21 protein-coding genes are annotated in these 24,175 nt (G+C 58.5%); 14 read left to right on the top strand and 7 right to left on the bottom strand.

All coding sequences use genetic code 11. The features are described 5' to 3' along the window. The first annotated feature begins 228 nt into the window (after positions 1–228). The 6 genes from ACTJJI_RS18515 (at position 229) to ACTJJI_RS18540 (ending at position 7,796) form a co-directional block, all read left to right on the top strand. On the top strand, positions 229–834 hold the full coding sequence (locus ACTJJI_RS18515) for an ankyrin repeat domain-containing protein (protein WP_440655124.1): 606 nt from the start codon (positions 229–231) through the stop codon (positions 832–834). Positions 835–940: 106 nt separating this feature from the next. Then, positions 941–2,482: an acyl-CoA synthetase FdrA gene (gene fdrA, locus ACTJJI_RS18520; protein WP_440655126.1), complete on the top strand. Its 1,542-nt coding sequence runs from the start codon at positions 941–943 to the stop codon at positions 2,480–2,482. After that, positions 2,482–3,897, top strand: a complete 1,416-nt coding sequence (locus ACTJJI_RS18525) for a DUF1116 domain-containing protein (RefSeq protein ID WP_046889268.1) — start codon at positions 2,482–2,484, stop codon at positions 3,895–3,897. Before fdrA ends, ACTJJI_RS18525 begins: the two co-directional genes overlap by 1 nt. Before the next feature lie 11 nt (positions 3,898–3,908). Continuing rightward, entirely contained in the window at positions 3,909–5,462 is a 1,554-nt protein-coding gene (locus ACTJJI_RS18530; protein WP_348579773.1) for a xanthine permease, read from the top strand. Continuing rightward, the gene (locus ACTJJI_RS18535; protein ID WP_440655129.1) at positions 5,459–6,415 is read left to right on the top strand and encodes a carbamate kinase family protein; all 957 of its coding nucleotides are present in this window, start codon (positions 5,459–5,461) and stop codon (positions 6,413–6,415) included. Before ACTJJI_RS18530 ends, ACTJJI_RS18535 begins: the two co-directional genes overlap by 4 nt. A gap of 1 nt (position 6,416) precedes the next feature. Continuing rightward, complete coding sequence (locus tag ACTJJI_RS18540) at positions 6,417–7,796, top strand: amidohydrolase family protein (RefSeq protein WP_440655131.1); 1,380 nt, start codon at positions 6,417–6,419, stop codon at positions 7,794–7,796. A gap of 529 nt (positions 7,797–8,325) precedes the next feature. On the opposite strand, the gene ACTJJI_RS18545 is transcribed toward ACTJJI_RS18540, so the two are convergent. Continuing rightward, positions 8,326–9,246 (bottom strand): LysR substrate-binding domain-containing protein, encoded by a 921-nt coding sequence (locus ACTJJI_RS18545; RefSeq protein ID WP_050860976.1) that lies wholly within the window; start codon positions 9,244–9,246, stop codon positions 8,326–8,328. Between the two features lie 215 nt (positions 9,247–9,461). Between ACTJJI_RS18545 and ACTJJI_RS18550 the strand changes: the two genes are divergently transcribed. The 5 genes from ACTJJI_RS18550 (at position 9,462) to ACTJJI_RS18570 (ending at position 14,243) form a co-directional block, all read left to right on the top strand. Continuing rightward, a complete protein-coding gene (locus tag ACTJJI_RS18550) occupies positions 9,462–10,793 on the top strand; it encodes an MFS transporter (protein WP_440655133.1) in 1,332 nt (443 codons plus the stop codon). A 35-nt stretch (positions 10,794–10,828) separates the two neighbouring features. Next, positions 10,829–11,578, top strand: a complete 750-nt coding sequence (locus ACTJJI_RS18555; RefSeq protein WP_014832991.1) for an SDR family NAD(P)-dependent oxidoreductase — start codon at positions 10,829–10,831, stop codon at positions 11,576–11,578. A 12-nt stretch (positions 11,579–11,590) separates the two neighbouring features. Continuing rightward, a complete protein-coding gene (locus ACTJJI_RS18560) occupies positions 11,591–12,436 on the top strand; it encodes a transketolase (RefSeq protein ID WP_396000071.1) in 846 nt (281 codons plus the stop codon). After that, a complete protein-coding gene (locus ACTJJI_RS18565; RefSeq protein ID WP_440655136.1) occupies positions 12,436–13,434 on the top strand; it encodes a transketolase family protein in 999 nt (332 codons plus the stop codon). The genes ACTJJI_RS18560 and ACTJJI_RS18565 overlap by 1 nt, the downstream gene beginning before the upstream one ends. Before the next feature lie 74 nt (positions 13,435–13,508). Continuing rightward, positions 13,509–14,243, top strand: a complete 735-nt coding sequence (locus ACTJJI_RS18570; RefSeq protein WP_014832988.1) for a class I SAM-dependent methyltransferase — start codon at positions 13,509–13,511, stop codon at positions 14,241–14,243. Here ACTJJI_RS18570 and ACTJJI_RS18575 read toward each other — a convergent pair. Further along, positions 14,237–14,839 (bottom strand): short chain dehydrogenase, encoded by a 603-nt coding sequence (locus tag ACTJJI_RS18575; RefSeq protein WP_014832987.1) that lies wholly within the window; start codon positions 14,837–14,839, stop codon positions 14,237–14,239. The genes ACTJJI_RS18570 and ACTJJI_RS18575 overlap by 7 nt on opposite strands. Before the next feature lie 97 nt (positions 14,840–14,936). Here ACTJJI_RS18575 and ACTJJI_RS18580 point away from each other — a divergent pair, with 97 nt between their 5' ends. Both ACTJJI_RS18580 and ACTJJI_RS18585 read left to right on the top strand, forming a co-directional pair. After that, the gene (locus tag ACTJJI_RS18580; protein ID WP_046888501.1) at positions 14,937–15,824 is read left to right on the top strand and encodes a LysR family transcriptional regulator; all 888 of its coding nucleotides are present in this window, start codon (positions 14,937–14,939) and stop codon (positions 15,822–15,824) included. Positions 15,825–15,843: 19 nt separating this feature from the next. Beyond that, entirely contained in the window at positions 15,844–17,025 is a 1,182-nt protein-coding gene (locus ACTJJI_RS18585) for a PLP-dependent aminotransferase family protein (RefSeq protein ID WP_440655139.1), read from the top strand. An 88-nt stretch (positions 17,026–17,113) separates the two neighbouring features. Here ACTJJI_RS18585 and ACTJJI_RS18590 read toward each other — a convergent pair whose 3' ends face one another. Next, the gene (locus ACTJJI_RS18590; protein WP_014832984.1) at positions 17,114–17,533 is read right to left on the bottom strand and encodes a nuclear transport factor 2 family protein; all 420 of its coding nucleotides are present in this window, start codon (positions 17,531–17,533) and stop codon (positions 17,114–17,116) included. Positions 17,534–17,631: 98 nt separating this feature from the next. Here ACTJJI_RS18590 and ACTJJI_RS18595 point away from each other — a divergent pair, with 98 nt between their 5' ends. Next, on the top strand, positions 17,632–18,363 hold the full coding sequence (locus tag ACTJJI_RS18595) for a helix-turn-helix domain-containing protein (protein ID WP_194515797.1): 732 nt from the start codon (positions 17,632–17,634) through the stop codon (positions 18,361–18,363). 245 nt (positions 18,364–18,608) lie between these two features. Here ACTJJI_RS18595 and ACTJJI_RS18600 read toward each other — a convergent pair whose 3' ends face one another. From ACTJJI_RS18600 to ACTJJI_RS18615, 4 genes are all read right to left on the bottom strand, one after another. Beyond that, a complete protein-coding gene (locus ACTJJI_RS18600; RefSeq protein WP_368529750.1) occupies positions 18,609–19,046 on the bottom strand; it encodes a hypothetical protein in 438 nt (145 codons plus the stop codon). Positions 19,047–19,373: 327 nt separating this feature from the next. Beyond that, positions 19,374–20,543 (bottom strand): HlyD family efflux transporter periplasmic adaptor subunit, encoded by a 1,170-nt coding sequence (locus tag ACTJJI_RS18605; RefSeq protein ID WP_125366275.1) that lies wholly within the window; start codon positions 20,541–20,543, stop codon positions 19,374–19,376. Between the two features lie 10 nt (positions 20,544–20,553). Then, positions 20,554–22,746, bottom strand: coding sequence for a type I secretion system permease/ATPase (locus ACTJJI_RS18610; protein WP_203461485.1), 2,193 nt, complete (start codon positions 22,744–22,746; stop codon positions 20,554–20,556). Continuing rightward, entirely contained in the window at positions 22,743–24,146 is a 1,404-nt protein-coding gene (locus ACTJJI_RS18615; protein WP_440655142.1) for a TolC family outer membrane protein, read from the bottom strand. The genes ACTJJI_RS18610 and ACTJJI_RS18615 overlap by 4 nt, the downstream gene beginning before the upstream one ends. Positions 24,147–24,175: the final 29 nt, after the last annotated feature.

Below are 24,175 nucleotides of genomic sequence, written 5' to 3' on the forward strand. Positions count from 1 at the left end.
TACAGGCCTTGTTATACAAGGCTTCTTTGGTCATAAGCAAAATGCCGTGAATGGCCTGAAAAAACGCTTACCCATAAGAAAAAGGTTGCACAGACGCACGTTTTAGCTGAACTGTTGAATTTAACTCAACAATGAATTGACTGTCGATGAATGATTTTTAAGCGGATTCTTTTCTGAAAGGGCTGTTGCTATTCTCAGGTCATCAGCAACACACCATCGGGAGTCTGTATGTTTGCGAATGAACTCGTGACGGAATTTTTACTGGCGGCAGAGCAGGGTAATGTCGACGCGCTAAAAGCCTGCCTGGAGAAAGGTGTCGATATTAACGCCACCAACCGTCAGAAAAGAACCGCCATTGTTATTGCCAGCCTGAAAAAACATTACCCCTGTGTCGCGTTATTAATTGACGCCGGTGCGGATATCGATAAACAGGACCAGACCTGTTTTAACCCCTTCCTGATCAGCTGCCTGACCAATGATTTAACCCTGCTGCGGCTTGTTCTGCCCGCCAACCCGGATCTGGACCGTTTGACGCGCTTCGGCGGGGTGGGAATTACGCCCGCCAGTGAGAAAGGGTATGTGGAGATTGTCCGCGAGCTGCTGGAAAAGACCGATATCAACGTTAATCACACCAACTTTGTCGGCTGGACGCCGCTGCTGGAAGCTATCGTCCTGAATGACGGCGGCCCGAAACAGCAGGCGATCGTGAAGCTGCTGCTGGACCACGGTGCGAATCCGCACATGACCGATAAATACGGTAAAACCCCGCTCGAACTGGCGCGGGAAAAAGGCTACCACGCGATAGCTGACCTGCTGCTGGCGGCGGGCGCGTAATTTATTCGGCCAGCCTGTTTCCGGCTGGCCCTCATTTCAAACGTATTTTTCCGACGTGCATTTTGCACGACGGCGGCCCCCTTTTATCCGCATTCAGGAGAAAATAATGCCCACAAAAATCGTGATTAAAAAGAACACGTATTTTGACTCCGTCTCATTAATGTCCGTTTCCACCAAAGCCAATAAATTGCCAGGCGTTGAGCAGGCGTTTGTGGCGATGCCGACGGAGATGAATAAAGGCGTATTAAAAAATCTCGGGCTGTTAACGCCAGAATTAGAGGATGCGAAAAACGGCGATCTGATGATCGTCATTAAAGGCGACGCGGCTAATGATGAAACCCTGGCGGCGATTGAAGCGTTATTCACCCGAAAAGAGCGCGAGGGCACCCATGAAGCACGCTACGCGACTCTGGCCAGCGCGAAAGCCCACCGTCCCGACAGCAACCTGGCGGTGATTTCAGTAAACGGCATGTTTGCGGCACGCGAAGCGCGCAAGGCGCTGGAAAACGATCTCAACGTGATGCTCTTTTCCGATAACGTATCCCTCGACGACGAGCTGGCGCTCAAGCAGCTGGCGCACCAGAAAGGGCTGCTGATGATGGGGCCGGACTGCGGCACCGCCATCATCAACGGCGCGGGACTGTGCTTTGCTAACGCGGTGCGCCGCGGCTCGATTGGCATCGTCGGCGCTTCCGGCACCGGCAGCCAGGAGCTGAGCGTGCGCATTCATGAATTTGGTGGCGGCGTGTCGCAGCTGATAGGCACCGGCGGGCGCGATCTCAGTGAAAAGATCGGCGGTCTGATGATGCTCGACGCCATCGACATGCTGGAGGCCGACGATGCCACCCAGGTCATCGTGCTGATCTCCAAACCGCCTGCACCCGCGGTGGCAGAAAAAGTGCTGGCGCGCGCCCGGGCCTGCCGCAAACCGGTCATCGCCTGTTTCCTTGGCCGCAACGAACCGCCCGCCGATGAAGACGGCCTGCAGTTTGCCCGCGGCACCAAAGAGGCGGCCCTGAAGGCCGTGCTGCTCACCGGTATCAACAAAGCGTCCCTTGACCTGCATCCGCTCAACTGGCCGCTGATTGAAGAGGTGCGCGCCCGTCTCACTCCGCAGCAAAAATACATTCGCGGTCTGTTCTGTGGCGGCACTCTGTGTGATGAAGCCATGTTCGCCGCGCTTGAGAAGTACGACGACGTCTACAGCAACATTCAGCCCGATCCGGCGAAACGCCTGCGCGACATTAACGTCAGTCAGGCTCACACCTTCCTCGATTTTGGGGATGACGATTTCACCAACGGCAAGCCGCACCCGATGATCGACCCAACCAACCGCATCAGCCGCCTGCTGCAGGAGGCGCGCGATCCGGAAGTGGGCGTGATTGTTATGGACTTCGTGCTGGGCTTTGGTGCGCATGAGGATCCGGTCGGCGTGATGCTCGATGCCATTAAAGAGGCGCAGGCGATTGCGAAAGCCGACAACCGTCCGCTGGAGATCCTCGGTTACGTGCTGGGTACCGACCAGGATCCCCAGTCACTGGCGCAACAGTGTCAGCTTCTGACCGATGCCGGCGTGATCTGGGCCAGCAGCAGTACCAACACCGGATTACTGGCACGCGAATTTGTCTGCAAAGGGGAGAACGCCTGATGACCACCTTATTCAACCAACCGCTGAACGTCATTAACGTCGGTATTGCGCTGTTCAGTGACGATCTTAAAAAACAGCACGTCCCCGTTACCCAACTCGACTGGGCACCGCCGGGGCAGGGCAATATGCAGGTCGTCGACGCGCTCGACCAGCTGGCCGCGGAGCCGCTGGCAGCGAAGATCGCCGCCGCCAACAAGATTGCGCTGGAGCGCATCATTCAGTCCCACCCGGTGCTGGTGGGGTACGACCAGGCGATTAACGTTGTGCCGGGGATGACCCGTACCACCATTCTGCATGCCGGTCCTCCGGTGAGCTGGGAAAACATGTGTGGCGCGATGAAGGGGGCGGTGACCGGCGCGCTGGTGTTTGAAGGTCTGGCGGACGATCTGGAGGCGGCGGCAAAGCTGGCGGCTTCAGGCGACATCACCTTCTCGCCGTGCCACGAGCACGACTGCGTGGGCTCGATGGCAGGCGTCACCTCCGCGTCGATGTTTATGCATATCGTTGAGAACAAAACCTACGGCAACCGTGCTTATACCAACCTCAGCGAGCAGATGGCGAAGATCCTGCGCATGGGCGCCAACGACCAGAGCGTCATTGACCGTCTGAACTGGATGCGCGACGTGCTCGGCCCGATGCTACGCGATGCCATGAAGATTATCGGCGAAATCGATCTGCGCCTGATGCTGGCCCAGGCGCTGCACATGGGGGACGAATGCCACAACCGCAACAACGCGGGCACCACGCTGCTGATCCAGGCGCTGACGCCGGGGCTGATTCAGGCGGGTTATCCGGTGGCGCAGCAGCGCGAGGTGTTTGAGTTTGTCGCCAGCAGCGACTACTTCTCCGGCCCGACGTGGATGGCGATGTGTAAAGCCGCGCTGGACGCCGCCCACGGCATTGAGTACAGCACCGTGGTCACCACCATGGCGCGCAATGGCTACGAGTTTGGTCTGCGCGTCTCTGGCCTGCCAGGGCAGTGGTTCACCGGCCCGGCGCAGCAGGTGATTGGCCCGATGTTCGCGGGTTACAAGCCGGAAGACTCCGGGCTGGATATCGGTGACAGCGCCATCACGGAAACCTACGGTATCGGCGGCTTTGCGATGGCGACGGCCCCGGCGATTGTCGCGCTGGTGGGCGGCACGGTGGAAGAGGCCATCGACTTCTCCCGCCAGATGCGCGAAATCACCCTCGGTGAAAACCCGAACGTCACCATTCCGCTGCTGTCGTTTATGGGGATTCCAACCGCCATCGACATCACCAAAGTCGCGGGCAGCGGCATTCTGCCGGTGATTAACACCGCCATTGCCCACAAAGACGCGGGTATTGGCATGATTGGCGCGGGCATTGTGCACCCGCCGTTTAGCTGTTTTGAAAAGGCGCTGTTGACCTTCCGCGATCGCTACTTTTTATAAGGCAAGCATCCATGAAAAACATGAAACTGGAGTGGAAAAGAGGTGACTGGGCGGCATATTTCGGGTTGATGACCAACAACCTGACCAATTTGCTGACCATGATGGGGTTGCTCATTTTTGTCGTCGGCATCCCGAAGGAGATTGTTTATGGACGCATCGCGCCGGCCTTCGGGCTGGCGGTGCTGGTGGCGAGCGTCTGCTACGCGTGGTTTGGCCTGCAAATGGCGCGCGCCACCGGACGAACGGACGTGACTGCGCTACCGTCTGGCCCGAGCGCGCCGTCGATTTTTACCGTCACCTTTCTGGTCTTAATGCCGGTCTACCAGCAAACCGGTGACGCGGATTTTGCCATCCAGATTGGTCTGGTGTGGTGCTTTGTCGAGGCGATGATTCTGGCGGGCGGCTCTTTCCTCGGGGAGACCATCCGCAAGATGATCCCGCGAACCGTGCTGCTCTCGTGTCTGTCAGGGCTGGGCCTGCTGCTGCTGGCGATGAACCCGATGCTGCAGGCGTTTGAAGCGCCCACCGTGTCGTTCATCGTGCTGCTGCTGATCTTCATTAACTGGTTTGGCAAAAAACCGATCTTCGCCAGGATCCCGACCGGTCTGCTGTTGTTGATTGCTGGCACGGTGTTAGCGTGGATCTCCGGCCTGCAAAGCCCGGAGGCAATTAAAGCCTCGATGTCCTCTTTCGGCTTTAACCCGCCCGAAGTGCATGTAGAAGGTTTCCTGCAGGGCTTGCCGCACGCGCTGCCGTACCTGGCGTCTGCCGTACCGCTGGGGCTGGCGAACTACATATTTGATCTGGAAAACATTGAAAGCGCCCACGCGGCGGGAGACGAGTACCCGACCCGCAAGGTAATGCTGGCGAACGGTCTGGCCTCCATGCTCGGCTGCCTGATGGGCAATCCGTTCCCGGTGACGGTCTACGTGGGTCATGCGGGCTGGAAAGCGATGGGCGCCAGCATCGGCTACACGCTGGCCTCCGGCGTGACCATGTTTATCGTGCCGCTGTTCGGGCTGGGGGCGTTTATGCTCGCCATCATTCCGATGACCGCCATCGTGCCGATCCTGGTGTTTATCGGCGTTGTCACCGCCAACCAGGTGGTGAGGGAAACGCCCAACGTGGAGGTGCCCGTGATTTTCATCTGCCTGTTCCCGTGGATCGCCAACTGGGCGTTGACCATGATGAACAGCGTGATGGGCGCGGCGGGCACCAGCGCGGCGAAAATCGGCACCGACGTGCTGCACAGTAAAGGGATCTACTACGAGGGGCTGGTGCATCTGGGCAGCGGCGCACCGCTCGCCAGCATGCTGTGGGGGTGTATCGCCATCTTCGCCATCATCAACAAACCGCTGCGCGGGGCCGTTGCCGCCGCCGGTGGCGCGCTGCTGGCGCTGTTTGGCGTGATCCACGCCCCGGTGGTGGGCTTTGCCGAAGGCAGTTCGCTGATGTTCGTGACCGCGTATCTGATGATGGGCGGCATGTTTGTGGTGAAGCATGTTCTCGACAGTCGGGAAGTGGCGAGCGCTGAATCTGGCACCGTTGCGAAGGAAAACGTATGAAAGAGCTTATGGTCGTCGCCATTGGCGGCAACAGCATTATCAAAGACAACGCCAGCCAGTCGGTAGAGCATCAGGCGCAGGCGGTTAAAGCGGTGGCAGAGTCGGTGCTGGAGATGCTGGCATCCGACTATGACATTGTGCTCACCCATGGCAACGGCCCCCAGGTGGGGCTGGATCTCCGCCGCGCCGAAATCGCCCACGAACGGGAAGGGCTCCCGCTGACGCCTCTGGCCAACTGCGTGGCGGATACGCAGGGTGGTATCGGCTACCTGATCCAGCAGGCGCTCAATAACCGGCTTGCCGCGCGCGGCGAGCAAAAAGCGGTCACGGTCGTCACGCAGGTAGAGGTGGATAAAAACGATCCCGGCTTTACGCACCCGACGAAACCGATCGGCGCGTTCTTCAGCGAGGCGCAGCGGGATGAACTGCAGCAGGCGCACCCGGACTGGCACTTTGTTGAGGATTCTGGCCGGGGCTATCGTCGCGTGGTTGCCTCGCCGCAGCCGTTACGCATTGTTGAAGCCGATGCCATCAAGACCCTGACGCAAAAAGGCTTTGTGGTGATTGGCGCGGGCGGCGGCGGTATTCCGGTGGTGCGCACTGAGCAGGGCGATTACCAGAGCGTTGACGCGGTGATTGATAAAGATCTCTCCACCGCGCTGCTGGCGCGCGAGATCCGTGCCGACGTGCTGGTGATCACCACCGGGGTGGAGAAGGTGTGCGTCAACTTCGGCAAGCCGAACCAGCAGGTGCTTGACACCGTAACCGTGGCGCAGATGGCGCGCTACATGGAAGAGGGCCATTTCCCGGCGGGCAGCATGCTGCCCAAAATCGTCGCCTCGCTGGCGTTTTTACACCACGGCGGCAAGCGCGTGATCATCACCTCGCCAGACTGCCTGCCCGCCGCGCTGCGCGGGGAAACCGGTACCCATATTGTTAATGAAGGAAGATAAGATGAGTGAAAATAAAAGCCGCCGTGAATTCATCAGCCAGAGCGGCAAAATGGTCACCGCCTGTGCGCTGTTTGGCGCGACCGGTTCCGTCGCGTATGCTGCCGATTCCGCAAAACCAACCTGCGAGACGGGCAAACCGATGAACATCACCGCTAAACACTACTACCTGGACAACGTGCTGCTGGAGGCCGGATTTAACGTCGACGGCGGCGTGGCGACGAGCACCCGCACCGAGCTGAAAACGCTCGAAATCAAAGACGGGAAGATCGTCGCCCTGCGCGACAATAAAAACCACGCGGACGCCACGCTGCCGCACTATGACGCGGGCGGCAAGCTGATGCTCCCGGCGATGCGCGATATGCACATTCACCTGGATAAAACCTTCTACGGCGGTCCGTGGCGTTCGCTCAACCGCCCGGCGGGTACCACCATTCAGGATATGATCCGCCTTGAGCAGAAGCTGCTCCCCGAACTCCAGCCTTATACCCAGGAGCGCGCCGAAAAGCTGATCGATCTGATCCAGTCGAAAGGCTCCACCCTCGCCCGCAGCCACTGCAATATTGAGCCGGTCTCGGGCCTGAAGAATCTGGAGAACCTGCAGGCGGTGCTGGCGCGCCGCAAGCCCGGATTTGACTGCGAGATCGTGGCGTTTCCACAGCACGGCCTGCTGCTGTCGAATTCCGAAAAGCTGATGCGCGAGGCGATGCAGGCCGGGGCGCACTACGTGGGCGGGCTGGACCCAACCAACGTTGACGGGGCGATGGAGAAATCTCTCGACACCATGTTCCAGATTGCGCTGGATTACGACAAAGGGGTGGATATTCACCTGCACGAAACCAGCCCGGCGGGCGTGGCGGCGGTGAACTACATGGTCGAAACCGTGGAGAAAACCCCGCAACTGAAGGGCAAACTGACCATCAGCCACGCCTTTGCGCTGGCCACGCTCAACGAGCAACAGGTGGATGAGATTGCCACCCGCATGGCGGCACAGCAGGTGACTATCGCCTCCACCGTACCCATCGGCACTCTGCATATGCCGCTGAAGCAGCTGCGTGAGAAGGGCGTGTTCGTGATGACGGGGACCGACAGCGTGATCGACCACTGGTCACCGTACGGTTTAGGGGACATGCTGGAAAAAGCGAATCTCTACGCCCAGCTCTATATCCGCCCTAATGAGCAGACGCTGTCCCGCGCTTTAGGTATCGCGACCGGTGACGTGCTGCCGCTGAACGACAAAGGTGAACGCGTCTGGCCGAAAGCGCAGGACGACGCCAGCTTTGTGCTGGTGGACGCCTCCTGTTCCGCCGAGGCGGTGGCGCGCATATCTCCACGCACCGCGACCTTCCATAAGGGGAACCTTGTGTGGGGCTCTGTGGGTTGATGTGCATTTCTCCCTCTCCCTGTGAGGAGAGGGATCCCCAGTAATTTTTTACCGAAAGCGACGAAAGTTGTTTCAGGAAAATGAATGACTTACAGCGACGCCCTGGTCCGGCTGTAAATCGCTGAGGCGTTTCCTGCAGGCCGGGGCGAGGCGCAGGGATGCGCCGAGAGGGCGGCTTTACAGGGACGTTACATCCGCCCGTCCCCGATAAGCCGGAAGGAATAAGCCGAAGGCACCGCGAAGCGGCGATTTACCGCCGGGAGCCCGGGTCGCCAGGGCGGTGGCGATTGAGCCGCCCTGGCACGTTCACAAGTCATGCCGTTACAGAGTAGCAAGGAACATAAAGTGAACGGAATGACCTCTACAGCCATATGTTCCCCCTCACCCCAGCCCTCTCCCTCAAGGGAGAGGGGGTCCTCCGTGCAGGTATTATTTTATGAGGATCCCTCAACCCTGTGGGAGAGGGTTGGGGTGAGGGCATCAGGCCGCAGATTTTGTACGTCGGGCAAGGCGAAGCCGCCACCCGACGTTACAGATGATAGCCCGACAATCGCAACTCCCGGTCAATCCACTCAACGAACTGCTGGATCTTCCACGCGCGTTCATTCATATGCGGCATCACCAGATGGTGCGCATTAATGGCGATCCCCATCTCATCCGGCAGTACCTGCACCAGTGAGCCATCTTTCAGGTGGTCTGTCGCCATCATTTTGCTCTCAAGAATAAATCCCAGCCCCATGCGCGCCGCCTCAAAGCTCATATAGGAGCGGTCAAAGCTGAGGCTGAAGTTGAGCCAGGGCCTGTCGATATTGTGCCATGCGAACCATTTTTCCCAGTTCACCAAAGTGCTGGTGGACGAGATGAGTGACTGTTGCAGCAGATCGGTGGGGGTGCTGATGGGGTATTTTTCCGCATACTCCGGCGAGGCCAGCACCACCAGCGTGTCGTTTTTAATGGTCATCACCCGGTAAGCATCCCAGTCCGGGATACCGTGGCGGATATCAATATCAATATTATCTCTGGCGAATTGCAGATTCTCATAGGAGCAGGTGAGATTGATGGTGATATCGGGATATTCGGCGCGAAACTTACCCAGGCGGCGCAACAGCCATGACAACCCGAAGGTGGGCGAGGAGTGCACCCGAAGCACGGCGTTATCTTTCTCTTTGACGATCTGATCGGTGGCGCGTCCGATGGCGCTCATCGCCGCCGAGACCTCCCGCAGATATTTTTCTCCCGTCGGGGTGAGCTGAACCCCTTTGCCGCTGCGGATGAATAATTTCTTGCCCATCCACGACTCCAGCGACGCGATCTGATGGCTGACCGCGGAGGGGGTGACATTGAGCTGTTCGGCCGCCTGATGGATGCTCAATGCGTTAGCGACGGCGATGAATGCCTGCAAATTTCTGAGCGAGGGCAGTGATAACGTCTGGCGATCCTGCGCGGACATAGCCTACTCCTGTCATGTTTATTGATAAAAAACATAACATTGAGACGGCATGCGGGCAATTTTATCCCGATGTTATTTTTTTGAGCTGTATCGCGAATCAAATTTATCTCAGCAATAAATGAGGTTTATTGAATGGTGTTTCATTTATGAGCCGATATATTGACCTTGAACGTAAAAATAAAACGACTCACGTTGTTCGAATAATGAGGTAAGTTATGTCTCGTATAGAACAAGCTGTCCCCTACATAAACACGAAAAAAACCAATTACCGTTTCGTTGTGCTGGCATTAATTTTTATTGTGTATGCCATTAACTATGCTGACCGGACAAATATTGGTGCAGTACTGCCCTTTATCATTGATGAGTTTCATATCAATAATTTCGAAGCCGGTGCCATCGCCAGTATGTTCTTTTTGGGATACGCATTGAGCCAAATTCCGGCGGGCTTTTTTATCGCCAAAAAGGGTATTCGCGGCATGGTGGCGCTGTCGATATTCGGTTTCTCGGCGTTTACCTGGCTGATGGGTACGGCGACCTCTGTTCTGGGTCTGAAGTGTATTCGGCTGGGCCTGGGGCTAACGGAGGGGCCGTGCCCCGTCGGACTGGCCTCCACCATCAATAACTGGTTTCCCCCCAGGGAGAAGGCGACGGCCACGGGGGTCTACATCGCGGCCACCATGTTCGCGCCGATCCTCGTGCCGCCGCTGGCGGTGTGGATCGCCATGACCTGGGGCTGGCGTTGGGTCTTCTTCTCCTTCGCGATCCCCGGTCTGGTCATTGCCGTTCTGTGGTATCTGCTGGTGCGTACCAGACCCTCGGAGAGCACATTTGTCTCTAAAGCCGAACTGGAGACCATTACTGCGGGCCAGGAGACGCTGGACGCCAGGCGGGAAAACATCGTGATTTCACCGGGCTTTGCACGTCTTGACCGCCTGATCCGCGTGCGGGACTTAGCCCCGGTGAACACAGTGAAAGGGCTGTTTACCTCGAAGAATATCCTCGGCGACTGTCTGGCCTATTTCATGATGGTCAGCGTGCTGTATGGCCTGTTGACGTGGATCCCGCTCTATCTGGTGAAAGAGAAAGGCTTTACGTTTATGAGCATGGGGCTGGTCGCCAGTATGCCGTGCATCGGCGGATTTATCGGGGCGATCTTTGGCGGTTACGTATCCGACAAACTGCTCGGCCGCCGGCGTAAACCAACCATGATGTTTACCGCCATCAGCACCGTGTTAATGATGGTCATCATGCTGAATATCCCGCAAAGCACCGTTGCGGTTTGTGTGGGGCTGTTTTTTGTCGGCCTCTGTCTGAATATCGGCTGGCCTGCTTTTACGGCTTACGGTATGGCGGTTGCAGACAGTAAAACCTATCCCATTGCCGCGTCAATTATCAATAGCGGCGGGAATCTCGGCGGATTTGTTTCCCCGATGCTGGCGGGTTATCTGCTGGATAAAACAGGAAGTTTTAACTCTGTCTTTATTTATTTCGGTATTTGTGCAGCGATTGGCTTATTTATGATTATGTTGCTGGATGAGCCGAAATAAAAAATAAATCCCTTTTATCAGAATGGAGTAAATATATGCTACTGAAAGATAAAGTCGCCGTTATTACCGGCGCGGCTTCTGTACGCGGTTTGGGTTTTGCCACGGCTAAATTATTTGCCGGGCAGGGTGCGAAGGTGGTGATTATCGATTTAGATGCCGAAGCCAGTCGGGCTGCGGCGGCGAATCTGGGGGAAGAGCATCTGGGCCTGGCGGCGAACGTCAGCAATGAATTACAGGTCAACGCCGCCATTGAGCAGGTGCTGGGAAAATACGGGCGTATCGATATTCTGGTGAATAACGCCGGTATTACTCAGCCGATTAAGCTGATGGAGATTAAACGCGAGAATTACGACGCGGTGCTGGACGTCAGCCTGCGCGGCACGCTGCTGATGTCCCAGGCGGTGATCCCCACCATGCGTGCGCAGAAGTCGGGCAGCATTGTCTGCATTTCATCGGTATCAGCCCAGCGCGGCGGCGGTATTTTCGGTGGCCCCCATTACAGCGCGGCTAAAGCCGGTGTGCTGGGCCTGGCGAAAGCGATGGCCCGCGAGCTGGGACCGGATAACGTACGCGTCAACTGCATCACTCCTGGCCTTATCCAGACGGACATCACCGCAGGCAAGCTCAGCGATGAGATGAAAACCACCATCCTGGCGGGCATTCCGCTTAACCGCCTCGGCGACGCGCAGGATATTGCCCGCGCCGCGCTGTTCCTCGGCAGCGACCTTTCGTCTTACTCCACCGGTATCACGCTCGACGTGAACGGCGGCATGCTGATCCATTAAGGAGACCCGACGATGACGGATACCACAGTTCAACAGGTTGAGGCGGCGGCATGGCGCATTCGCCGCTATGCGCTGCGCATGGGCGAAGTGCAGGGGCAGGGCTACATCGGGCAGGCGCTGGGCTATGCCGACGTACTGGCCACCGCGTTTGCCCACGGTATGAACCTCAAGCCGGACGAGCCGGAGTGGGAAGGCCGTGACCGTTTTCTGCTTTCTCACGGTCATTACGCCATTGCCTGTTATGCCGCCCTGATTGAAGCGGGGATCATTCCTGAAGAGGAACTGGAGACCTACGGCTCGGACGACAGTCGCCTGCCAATGTCCGGTATGGCAACTTACACGCCTGGCATGGAGATCTCCGGTGGTTCGCTGGGGCAGGGGTTAAGTATTGGAGTCGGCATGGCGCTGGGGCTGAAGCACAAGCAGAGCCCGGCATGGGTCGTTAACTCCATGTCGGACGGTGAGCTTGACGAAGGATCAACCTGGGAAGCGGCTATGTCTGCAGCGCACCATGGCCTGTCGAACCTGATCGTGCTGGTGGACATTAACCGTCAGCAGGCAGACGGCAACTCGCACAAAATTCTTGGCTTTGAGCCGCTGGAGGATAAATGGACCTCGTTCGGCTGGTACGTGCAGCGAGTAAATGGCAACGATGTCCCTGCGCTGGTTGCGGCGTTTGATAACGCCAGACGCTATCCCGAAAACCAGCCACGCGTCATTTTGTGCGACACGCTGATGGGCAAAGGTGTGCCTTTCCTCGAACAACGTGACAAGAACCATTTTATTCGCGTGGATGCTGACGAGTGGCAAAAGGCACTCGCCGTGCTGGATGCCAACAAACCTGAAGGAGTGCTGTAATGAGCCAGATAACGGAGAAAAAACCGCGTTTAACCACGTCGGCCATGATTGCCTCTATTGCGGAAGACGGCCAGGAGACGCGCTCTGCACCGTTCGGCCATGCGCTGGTGAAGCTGGCGGAACAGCGCCCGGAAGTTGTCGGTATGACGGCGGATTTGTCGAGATATACCGATCTGCATATCTTTGCCCAGGCGTATCCGGAACGTTTCTTCCAGATGGGGATGGCGGAGCAACTCTTAATGGGCGCGGCCGGGGGAATGGCAAAAGAGGGGTTTATTCCCTTTGCCACGACGTATGCGGTCTTTGCCACCCGTCGTGCCTACGATTTTATTCATCAGGTTATCGCCGAAGAGCATCTCAACGTGAAGATATGCGCTGCACTGCCGGGGTTAACCACGGGCTACGGTCCGAGCCACCAGGCGACGGAAGATATTGCGATTATGCGCGGTATTCCGGGGATGACTATCATCGATCCCTGCGACGCGATAGACACCGAACAGGCTGTACCGGCGATCGCGGCGCACAATGGGCCGGTGTATATGCGACTGCTGCGTGGCAAGGTGCCGGTGGTGCTGGACCAGTACAATTACCGGTTTACGCTGGGCAAAGCCGTGTTGCTGGAAGAGGGGAGCGACGTTTTGATCATCGCTTCAGGGCTGATGACCATGCGCGCGCTGGAGGCCGCAAAGCAACTGCGTAAGGATAATGTCAGCGTGGCGGTACTGCATTCGCCCACCATTAAACCGCTGGATGAGGAGACTATCCTGGCGCAGGCGGCGAAACCTGGGCGGCTGGTGGTGGTCGCCGAAAACCACAGCACCGTAGGGGGGCTTTGTGAGGCCGTGGCGTCGCTGCTGATGCGTCATCGCGTGCATGTCGACTTTGATACCGTTGCGCTACCAGATGCTTTCCTGGATGCAGGTGCGCTCCCGACGCTTCACGATCGCTACGGGATCTCAACGGCAGCCATGGTGGAGAAGATCCGGCGCAGGCTTTGATTCGCCAGACGGTTTAGTTGTCAACGGGCGAGGGGTGTTTTACCCTCGCCTCTGTTGCAATGAAGGAGTCCGTGATGGCACAAAATATCTACGACAACCCCGCCTTTTTTGAAGGTTACGCCCAGTTGCCGCGCTCGGTAGACGGCCTGAATGGCGCGCCGGAGTGGCCTGCGCTGAAAAGCATGCTGCCGGATTTACACGGCAAATCGGTTATCGATCTCGGCTGTGGCTATGGCTGGTTCTGCCGCGCAGCGCGTGAGCTGGGCGCTTCTGCGGTAACCGGCGTTGATATCTCCGAAAAAATGCTCGCCCGTGCGGCAGAGCTGACCCACGATGACGGGATTGTGTATCAACGTAGCGATCTGGAATCGCTGGCGATGAAAGCGAACAGTTTCGATCTGGTCTACAGCTCGCTGGCGCTGCACTATCTGCCCGAGCTGAACACCCTGTTTGGCAACGTTCAGCGTGCGCTGAAACCTGGCGGCAGCCTGGTCTTTTCCATGGAGCACCCGATTTACACCTGCGCGACGCGTCAGGGCTGGCTGACCGATGACGCCGGCGTGCGTTTCTGGGGCGTGAACCACTATCAGGACGAAGGCCAGCGCGTCAGCAACTGGCTGGCAGACGGCGTGATCAAGTATCACCGCACGCTGGGCAGCACGCTTAACGCGCTGATCACCGCCGGGTTAACGGTAAGCGAAGTGAACGAATGGGGACCAACGCAGGCACAGATTGACGCCTGGCCCGCGCTGGCCGAAGAGGCAGACCGCCCGATGCTGGTGCTGATTTCCGCCCGTAAGGATCAGTAACCGACCTTGTAAACGCGGCCGCTCTGCACGCCTTCCACGCTGCGGCGATAGGCTTGCGCCACGGTGGCGGCCGGCACGCTTTCAAAGCCCGGGAAGAAGCCGTCGTACGTTTCGACCGATTCGGTGAGGACCGTCGGGCTTATCAGGTTGATGCGGATCCCACGCGGCAGCTCGCAGGCGGCAGCGCGAACAAACCCTTCCAGCGCGGCATTCACCGTGGTGGCATTGACGCCCTGCGCGATGGGCTCGTGCGCCACAATCCCGCTAATCAGGGTAATGGAGCCGCCATCGTTCAGGTAGTGCTGGCCGGTCAGCGCCAGGCGCACCTGTCCGAGCAGTTTATCCTGTAACCCCTGATTGAAATCGCTGTCCTTCATGGTGGCGAGGGGGCCAAAGTACAACCCGCCGCTGGCGGAGACAATCGCATCCACCGGGCCAACCTTTTCAAACAGCGCCTGGACGCTCGCCTGCGAGGTGATATCCACCTGATAGTCCCCCTGCGTGCGGCCGACGCGGATGACCTCATGACGACGACCCAACTCTTCCGCTACTGCACGACCAACCGTACCGCTGGCACCAATAATGACGATTTTCATAGCCGACTCCTCATGTTATGAGCCTTCATTCTTTAATAAATTAAAAGTCGGATAAACTGGGCTAAAGTTAGAAGATTGCTAACCAGAGGTTTGTAATATGGATAAGCTTCGCGGCATGGAAACGTTTATCGCCGTGGTGGAAAGCGGCAGCTTCACCGGTGCGGCGTCCCGGCTGGATATGTCGTCGGTGATGGTGGGGAAGTACATTGCGCTGCTGGAATCACAGCTTGGCACCCGTTTGCTGGAGCGCAATACGCGGCGTCAAAGCCTGACCGACGCCGGACGGGTCTATTATGACGAGGCGAAGCGGGTGCTGGAGCAGGTGTCGATTGCCGAAAGCGCGGTGGAACGCCTGCGTGCCGCGCCGGCCGGCACCCTGCGCGTGACGGCACCCACCTCGTTTGGCGGCTGCGTTATCGCGCCGCTGACCGCCACCTTTTTGCAGCGCTACCCGGCAGTGCGTATCGAACTGGATCTCACCAACCGAATGGTGGATCTGGTGGAAGAGGGGGTCGATCTGGCCATTCGCATTGGTGATATCCGCAATGACGATCTGGTGGCGAAATACCTGTGCCCTTACAACATGGTGATCTGCGCGTCGCCGGATTATCTGGCGCGCCACGGTACGCCGCAAACGCCTGCCGATCTGGTGGACCATCTCTGTCTTTCCCACACGGTATGGACCGCGCGTAACGAATGGCGGCTGCCGGGTGTGGAGGGCGAGGTGCGCTGGAAGCGTGATGCCGTTTTACGCTGCAACGACGGCTACGGCTTACGTATGGCGGCGCGCGCCGGGGCGGGGCTGCTGCTGCAGCCGGAGGTGCTGGTGGCGGAAGAGCTGGCAAGCGGCAGACTGGTTCGGGTTCTGGAGCCGTTTACACCCGCGCCGAGACCGGTGCATTTACTGTGGCGTCAGGATTTACGTCCCCTCCCGAAGCTAACGGAATTTATTGCTCATATTCTGCTAAGATTGGGCACAATATAAAAAAGAAGGTAATCAAAGAATGTCTGCAAACAAACTCGCCAGCAGCGCGCAGGGCCTGCAATCTTCCGCCATCCGTGAATTATTAAAACATAGCAAAATGGCAGGCGTCATTTCGCTGGGTGGGGGTATTCCTAACCCGGCCTTGTTCGATCACGAAGGTCTGAAAATGGCCGCTGATGCCGTACTGTCGCAGCATTTTGGTGAAGCCTTCCAGTATGGTCTGACCGAGGGTGTGCCGGGACTGCGGGAAGAGATTCTGCGCATCTGCGAAGGGCGCGGGATCCGCTGTAAAGCGGATGACGTGGTCGTGACCTCCGGTTCACAACAATCCCTCGACGTGCTGGCGCGCGCGTTAATTAATCCAGGCGATACCGTCGTCGTCGAACGCCCAACCTATCTTGCCGCGCTGCAGGTCTTTGGTCTGGCGCAGGCGAATTTCGAATCCGTTGGCACCGATGGCGACGGCATGAAAGTGGATGAACTCGAAGCCCTGGTGGCAAATAAACCCATCAAAGCGGTTTATATTGTGCCGACATTCGGTAATCCAGGTGGCGTTACGCTGTCTGAGGCGCGCCGTAAACAGCTGGTGGAACTCTCGAAGCGCTATGACTTCGTGATTATCGAAGACGATCCGTACAGTGAAATTAATTACACCGATGAAGTTTTCCGCCCGTTAATTGCCCATGCCAACGATATCGGCAACGAAGAGAACGTGGTGTATACCTCAACCTTCTCTAAAATTCTCGCGCCGGGCACCCGTGTGGGCTGGGTGCTGGTACCGGAGTGGCTGAAGCGCGCGGTGGTGAACCTGAAGCAAACCACCGATCTGCACACCAGCACGCTGTCGCAGCTGATGACTTACGAATACCTGAAAACCGGGCGTCTGGCCGGGCAGATCAAAATGATCCGCGAAGCCTACCGTCAGAAGTATCAGACGTTCGCCAACGAACTGGAAGCCGAGCTGGGCGATGTGATGTCGTTCCACAAGCCGAAGGGCGGCATGTTCCTGTGGGCGAATATGAAAAAGGGTAGTAATACCACGCGCTGGCTGGAAAAGACGTTAAGCAACGGCGTAGTATTTGTGCCGGGCGAATTTTTCTACTGCAGTGAGCCAGACCACTCGACGCTGCGTATGTCGTTTGTCACGCCAACGGATGAAGAGCTGAAAGAAGCGGTTCGTCGCCTGAAAAAATCGCTGTAAAAGACCTGCGCATAATGGCGCTCCTGCCGTTATGCGCAATACACGTTTTGTTGAGGTGTATAACCGTACTGGGCCCGGCGGAGTGACGTTATTCCGTCGCATGAGCCAGCGTGCGATCTGAAGCATCGCCGCTGAGGGCCCGCGTGACTTCATGGATCCGCCAGATTTTCCCTTCACGCAGCGTCGCAAACAGGTAAACCTCGATCTCTGCCTGACGACCGTCAGGATACGTGACCGTCACGATATGCCGGTCAGCCAGAAGTTCGTGATGACAGGCTATTTCCGCCACGGTAAAGGCGATCGTGCGAGTCTGCGAGCTGACGTGGCTCAGATGCTGGATAAATCCCCGGTAATCAAGCGTGTGACCGTCCGTAACCTGCTGGTAATCGGGCGTAAAGACCTCTGCCGGATCGATATCGCCGTTGAATAAGCGGGTTAACAGGCACGCCATCTTTTCGCGCTGCGCGGCGTTGTCGGCGTCAGCTATCAGGGATGTGATTATGCTCATTAGGGGCTCCTTATGTGGTTAAGTCGCCATTATCCTTGACAGCAGAAGACGCAGTTTCTGTAATACGCCGATGAATAACGATTTTCGGTCAACATGACATGGTCAGTACTGAAACGCTCCTTCACCCTGGCGGGTACCGAACCCCCTGGCACAGCCACCGTGCAGGCCAGCTGTGGCGCATTACAACGGGTCTGCTGGTGATTGAGTCGCAGCGGGGGCGCTCGGTCGTACCGGCAAAACACATCGGCTGGATCCCGCCTGGTAATCAGCACGCCGCCTTTTCTGAAAGCGCGATAGAAGGCTGCGCCATCTATCTTGACCCCGCCTGCTGTGCAAGGCTTCCCGATGTGCCCGCCCTGTTCGAGCCTGACGATCTTACCCATGCACTGTTTTCCCGCTTAAGCGTTGCAGAAAGCGAGTACGATCCGCGAAAGCTCACCCTGCTGCTGGATGAGCTTGCCGTGGCGCGCCAGGTTCACTTTTCTCTGCCCGTGCCAACGGATCCGCGTCTGAAGAACGTGGTCAGGCATTTGCTGCAGTTTGTCGATGATAACCAGACGGTTGAGGACCATGCCCGCCAGGCGGGGATGAGCGTGCGTACGTTCAACCGTCGGTTTCGTGCCGGGACCGGCATGAACTTCGTTAACTGGCGGCAGCTGGCACGCGTGATGCAGGCAATGGAGTGGCTGGCCGCAGGGAAGCCGGTGGGGTGGATTGCGCTGTCGTGCGGCTACAGCAGCGTCAGCGCATTTATTGAGGTTTTCAGAGCATGGACCGGTAAAACGCCGGGGCAGTGGGCGGTTAAAGAAGTCCCTTTTGGGCGAAGGTAATGCGCGTGGCGAGGCTATGTCAGGGATATTCGATTCTCCTTCTCCCGATTTCTACGTTTTGTTGTAGATTCATCCAGCATTCAGTGCTGGTAGTGGTGTGATCGGTGTTTATTCTCTCTGCCAGTTCTGAGAGACGTAATTTTTCCTGGTTATTCATCATTAACGTTCTGTTTATAAATATAAAATAGGTGCGGTATGATGCCCTCATCCCGGCCCTCTCCCACAGGGAGAGGGAGAAAACCACCTCAACCCAGCAACGCGATTCCAGCCTCCGTCCTCAGCCAGCGCGGGGCTTTTAGCTGGTCGGCAAAATATCCAGTGAGTTCAAAGAGCAAATCCCCCATCACGCGTGCGGATTCGGGCGTGAGCGCGCCACTAATCAACAGTTGGGTAATTTCCTCGCAGTAGCGGCAGAGTTGGTCGGATTCGATGTTGAATACAGGCTCACGTTCGGGAAACCGATCGACGGTGAGACGTTCCTGTAGATGCTCAGGGATAGGCTCCAGCAGCATTGGGCGGAGCAGGGCAAACGTCGAGGCAAGACGACCGCAGAGGGCTATTTTTCTGGCGGGATTGGTCTCTTCCACCAGCGCTTCGCAATAGCGTTGGCAATTGTCGGCAAGATCGATGAAGTCGGTGTGGCAGTCGAAAGGGGTCGTGAAAAGTGCGTTACTGGTGGTCATATGACAGTTTCCATTAAGTGATTATGACACTGCCAGAGAAATGCCAATTTCCCGGGTGGCAGGACTGAACGGAGTTGGCATTACCGGCCTTAATGGACACCGGCGCGTCTTGCGACGCCCCCGCCCAGCCCACCATTGGAATGTAGCCAGACGCACGGCGCAACAAGAGCTGACGCCGCCATTAAGTTTAACCGGGATGCCAATCCCGACGCCAGATTTTGCTGGCGTGGGAGGAACATACGCCCGGTTAACCATAAAAAGAACAAGGTTATCCAGGAGAAATCCAATCCTGCGAGGCGGCTCCAGGAAATGATGTAAGGCGTTTCATCACCGCTCCCTCAGCGCTTCCTTCGCCCGGTTAAACGGCTTAATCATATAATCCAGCACCGTTTTCTCCCCGGTCTTGATATCCACCGTCGCAATCATCCCCGGCACAATTGAGAAGTGCCTGCCTGCTTTATTCACCAGGTAATCCTGGCTGGTGCGGATAAACACCCGGTAATAGAACACTTCCGGCTTGGCTTCGTCCTGGATGGTGTCCGGGGAGATGGTCTCTACCACCCCGTGCAGCCCGCCGTAAATGGCGTAGTCGTAGGCGGTAATTTTGACCAGCGCCTCCTGGTTCGGATGGATAAAGGCGATATCGCGCGGCGAGAGGCGGGTTTCGATCAGCAGGTGATCGTCCACCGGCACGATCTCCATCAGCTCGCCGTTGGGCGGGATCACGCCGCCGATGGTGGTGACCTTGATGTTTTTCACGATCCCGCGCACCGGCGATTTCACCGTCAGGCGCGTGACGGAATCCTGACGGCCTTTCAGGATCGCCGAGACCATATCCACCTCCGCGTTGGCTTTCGAGAGCGCCTCGCGCGCCTGAACGTAATACTGCGAGCGCACGTCGGTAAGCTTCAGCTCCAGGTCACTTTTCTGCCGCTGCAGGCGCAGCACCTCTACGTGGCTGGCGGCCCCGGTTTTAACCAGCCGCTGGGTGATCGCCAGCTCCTTATTGGCGAGATCGAGCGCGGCGCGCAGCTCCCGCTGGGTATCCTCAAGCTGCGCGCGGCGGGAGTTGTAGAGCCGCGTTTCGTCGGCAATCAGCTCCGGCCATTCCTTCAGCGAAGGGGGGAACTTCAACGGCAGATCGTTCACCTCGGCATACAGGCGCGCGCTGGAGGCCAGCGAGGCGCGGTAGCGTGCCGCACTTTCGCCGACGTTTGATTCTGAACGCGTGGGATCAAGGCGCGCCAGCACCTGTCCGGCCTGCACCTGATCGCCCTCGTGAACGTTCAGCTCGGTGAGGATCCCCCCGTCCAGCGACTGTAAAACCTGCTCGCGCGAGCTGGGGATCACTTTGCCGGTACCGGTTGAGACCTCATCCAGCATGCCAAACCAGGCCCAGATCCCGAGGACAATAAACAGCAGCAGAGAGAGGATCACGATTCGTCGCGCGCCGCTGTAGCCGCTTTCGGAACCGAGCGCATTATCCAGATCGTCCATTGCCGCGGCATCACGCTGACTGATTTTCATTTTTCCACTCCCTTGCGGCGGCTGCCTGCTGTTGTTGCATGCGGCTGTTGTTCAGCGCCTGCGCTTTCGGGGCATCCATCACCAGCATGCCCTCCTTGAGCACCACCACCCGCTCGACCAGTTCCAGCACCGGCACGCGATGGGTCGCGACGATCAGCGTACGGTGGCCGAGCCAGGCGCTCAGACGCTGGATAAATTCCCGTTCGGTATGCTCATCCAGCGAGGCGGTGGGTTCGTCCATCAGCACGATATTCGGGTCGCGCAGCAGCATGCGCGCCAGCAGGATCGACTGCCGCTGGCCGCCGGAGAGCCCCACGCCGTTCTCCATGATCGGATAGTCCAGCCCCTTCGGCAGCTTCTGCACAAAGCTCGCCGCGCCGGTTAACTCCAGCGCGGCGAAAATCTCGTCGTCGGTGGCGCGCGGCATGCCGAGGGTGATGTTTTCCCGCAGGGTGCCGTAAAACAGCCGCGCGTTCTGGGTCATAAAGCCGACGTTGCGCCGGACGTCGGCGACATCGAGGTGCGGCAGGCTGAGGTTGTCGAGCCGCAGCTCGCCGCCGGCCAGATCCATCCCGCCCGCCATCGCCTGCAGCAGGGTTGATTTGCCCGCGCCGTTACGCCCGAGGATCGCCACTTTCTCGCCCGGCTTGATCTCCAGACGGTTGATGCGCAGCGCCATGCGCGGATCCTCCGGGTGATAGCGAAACTGCGCCTGCTCGAACAGGTAGTGACCGCGCAGCACATCCTGGCGGATCGGCGTCTCCTCGCGCTGGTTCTCGGTCGGCAACTGCATAATGCTGTCCAGCCCCTCTTTTGCCGCTTTCACCTGCTGCCAGCGGGCCAGCACGCCGCACAGCGTCGCCATGGGGGCGATCATGCGCGAGGCCAGCATCGAGGCGGCGACCACCGAACCGGTGGTCAGCGTGCCGTCGATCACCATCGGCGCGCCGACCACGATCACGGCGGCGTAAACCAGACTCTGGATGGTCATCCCCCAGCTGATCAGGTTCTGTGTCAGCTCGCGGGTGCGCAGGCCAGATTCCGCGGTGATCTGGATATAGCTGTTCCACTGCTGCAAAAAGCGGTTTTCCGCCTGCATCAGCTTGATGTCTTCCAGCCCCTGCACGCTCTCCACCAGCACCGCGTTGCGCAGGGTCGATTCATGGGCGGATTGTTTCGCCAGCTCCGCCAGCTTCTTCTGCAGCAGCAGACCGGGCAGAACCATGATCACCGCCGCCACCGGGGCGATCCACGCCAGCTGCGGGGCGATAATCGCCAGCACCACCACAAACAGTAAGAAGAAGGGCAGATCGACAATCGTCGAGATGGTGGAGGAGGTGACCATCTCGCGGATCTGCTCCAGCTCGCGCAGCTGGGAGATAAAGCTCCCGGTAGAGCGCGGGATGGCGCTGTTGCGCAGCCGCAGGGCGTGGCCGAACACGCGATCCGAGACGCGCAGATCCGAGCGCTTGCCCAGCAGATCCATAATGTGCCCGCGCGCCACGCGCAGCACGAAGCCGAACAGGGTGGCGATCAGCACCCCGATGGTCAGCACGTACAGCGTCGGGTAGGACTGGGCGGGGATCACCCGGTCGTACACCTGCATGGAAAAGACAATCCCGGAGAGCGACAGCACGTTGATAAACAGCGCGGCGAGCATCACCCAGCTGTAGGGGCGCAGGTCGCGCATCACCAGCCTGTAGAGCCAGTCCGGGCGGTATTTTGAGATATAGGCGTCCACGCGGCTGTCCTTCAGCGCTGCCAGCGGACGCAGGGCGATGACGTGGCGGATGGCGGGCAGCATCGCCGTCATCGACAAACGGTTGGTGTAGGTCTGCTCGTCAAAGAAGCTGACCTCCAGCGTATCGTCGCCGTCGAAATGTTCGATTACCCCGACCCTGCCGTCGTTTAGCGCCACCACCACCGGCAGACGCCAGCTGTTGATCGACTGCTGGCTGGCGGTAAGCAGCTGAAACGACAGCCCCGCCTCGCGGGCGAGCTGGGTGAGGGCGGGCACCATCGGTTTGCCTTTCAGCCACGGTGCGCCTGCCAGCAGCGCGCCGGGAGAGCAGGCGACGCGGTAGCGCGTGGCAATAAAGCCAAAGGCCTGCGCCCACTGGGCCAGGGCGTCATCCGTCATGGGTTCAGCTTGCGGCATATCACGCTCTTTCATGGCTGGATCTCCACGGTCTGGATGGTGCGGTTATCAAGATCGAACGCATGGCGCAACTGCCCGGTGTTGTAGAGGCAGTTGAGCTGCAGCTGATGCAGCTGGCCAAGGGTCTGTTGCTGGGTGAAACGCGCCTGGTAGACCTCCTGCTCGGCGTTGAGCACATCGAGCAGCGGGCGTGAGCCCAGGTCAAGATACTGCTGCTGATAGAGCTCGCGGGTGCGGGCGCTGAGCGCCTCCTGACGACCCTGGATCTGCAGGGTGCTGAGCAGGCTCATCACCTGGCTGCGCGCCTCCAGCAGCTTCTGGCGAACCTCAAGGCGGGTGCGCTGAATGGTGGACTGCGCCGCTTCCACGGCGTGCCCGGCGGCGTTGCGCCGGGCGGTGAGGCCACCACCCTGATAGAGCGGCATCTGCACTTTCACCCACGCGGAGTATTGCGTGCGATCCCGCGTTTCGTTACCCGCGTAGTGGTCGTTGAGGTAGTGACGCACTTCCGGCTCCAGCGAGACGGTCGGGGTCATCTGGGCGTTGGCGTAGTCGAGGTTGGCCTGGGCGACGTTCGCCTGCGCCCAGGCCGCTAACACCGCTGGCACCAGACGATCGTCCGGCTCGGCGATGTCACAGCTGCGGGCCAGCTTTTGCGGAAAATCGTTCCCCACCTCGTTGAGGGAGTTCCAGCCGAGAAAACTCATCAGCGTGGCGCGGGCGCTGTCGAGGCTGGCCTGGTACTGCATCAGCTGGGCGCGGGCGCCTTCGATACGGGCATCGGTCTGCACCACGTCAGAGAGCGAGGTGGCCCCTTCGTCGTTACGCAGTCGGGTCAGCTTGCCAATCGAGGAGAGGGCGTCGAGCTGCTCTTTGGCGGTGTCGACCATCTGCTGCCAGGTTTGCACTTCCACCATGGCGATGGCGGTATCGTGGGCGATGGTGTCGATGCTCACCAGTACGTTGGCCTGCTGCTGGGCAACCCCGGCGTTTTCGGCACGCACCTGGCTTGCCACCTTGCCAAAGTCGTACAGCATCTGGGAGAGGGAGAGCACCAGCGATGGCGTGAAGCCGTTATCATCGCCGTCATGGGTATAGCCGTTGTCCATTCCGGCGTTAATTTGCGGGTAGTATTTCGATTTGGCGACGTCCACCTCTTCGCTCTGCTGGTAGAGCTTTCCCACCGCTTCACTGATGGCCGGGTGCCAGGTGACGGCGCGGTTGACGGCATCGCCAAGCTGCAGCGTGCCGGGGGCGGCATTGCCCACCACAGGCGCCACGCGGCCATTCAGGGAGGGGAGTTCCTGCGTTTCGCGAAGTTGTCCGGTATTGATCATCGCCGCCGGATTAGCGGAGAGTGCGGGCACAGATATCAGGCAGCACGAGAGCCACCAGTAAGGCATCATCTTTCCCATGTCATGTCCCTAATAAAAAATAAGTACAG

The organism is Enterobacter sp. 22466 (genome assembly GCF_052044775.1).
Classification (GTDB): Bacteria; Pseudomonadota; Gammaproteobacteria; order Enterobacterales; family Enterobacteriaceae; genus Enterobacter; species Enterobacter dissolvens.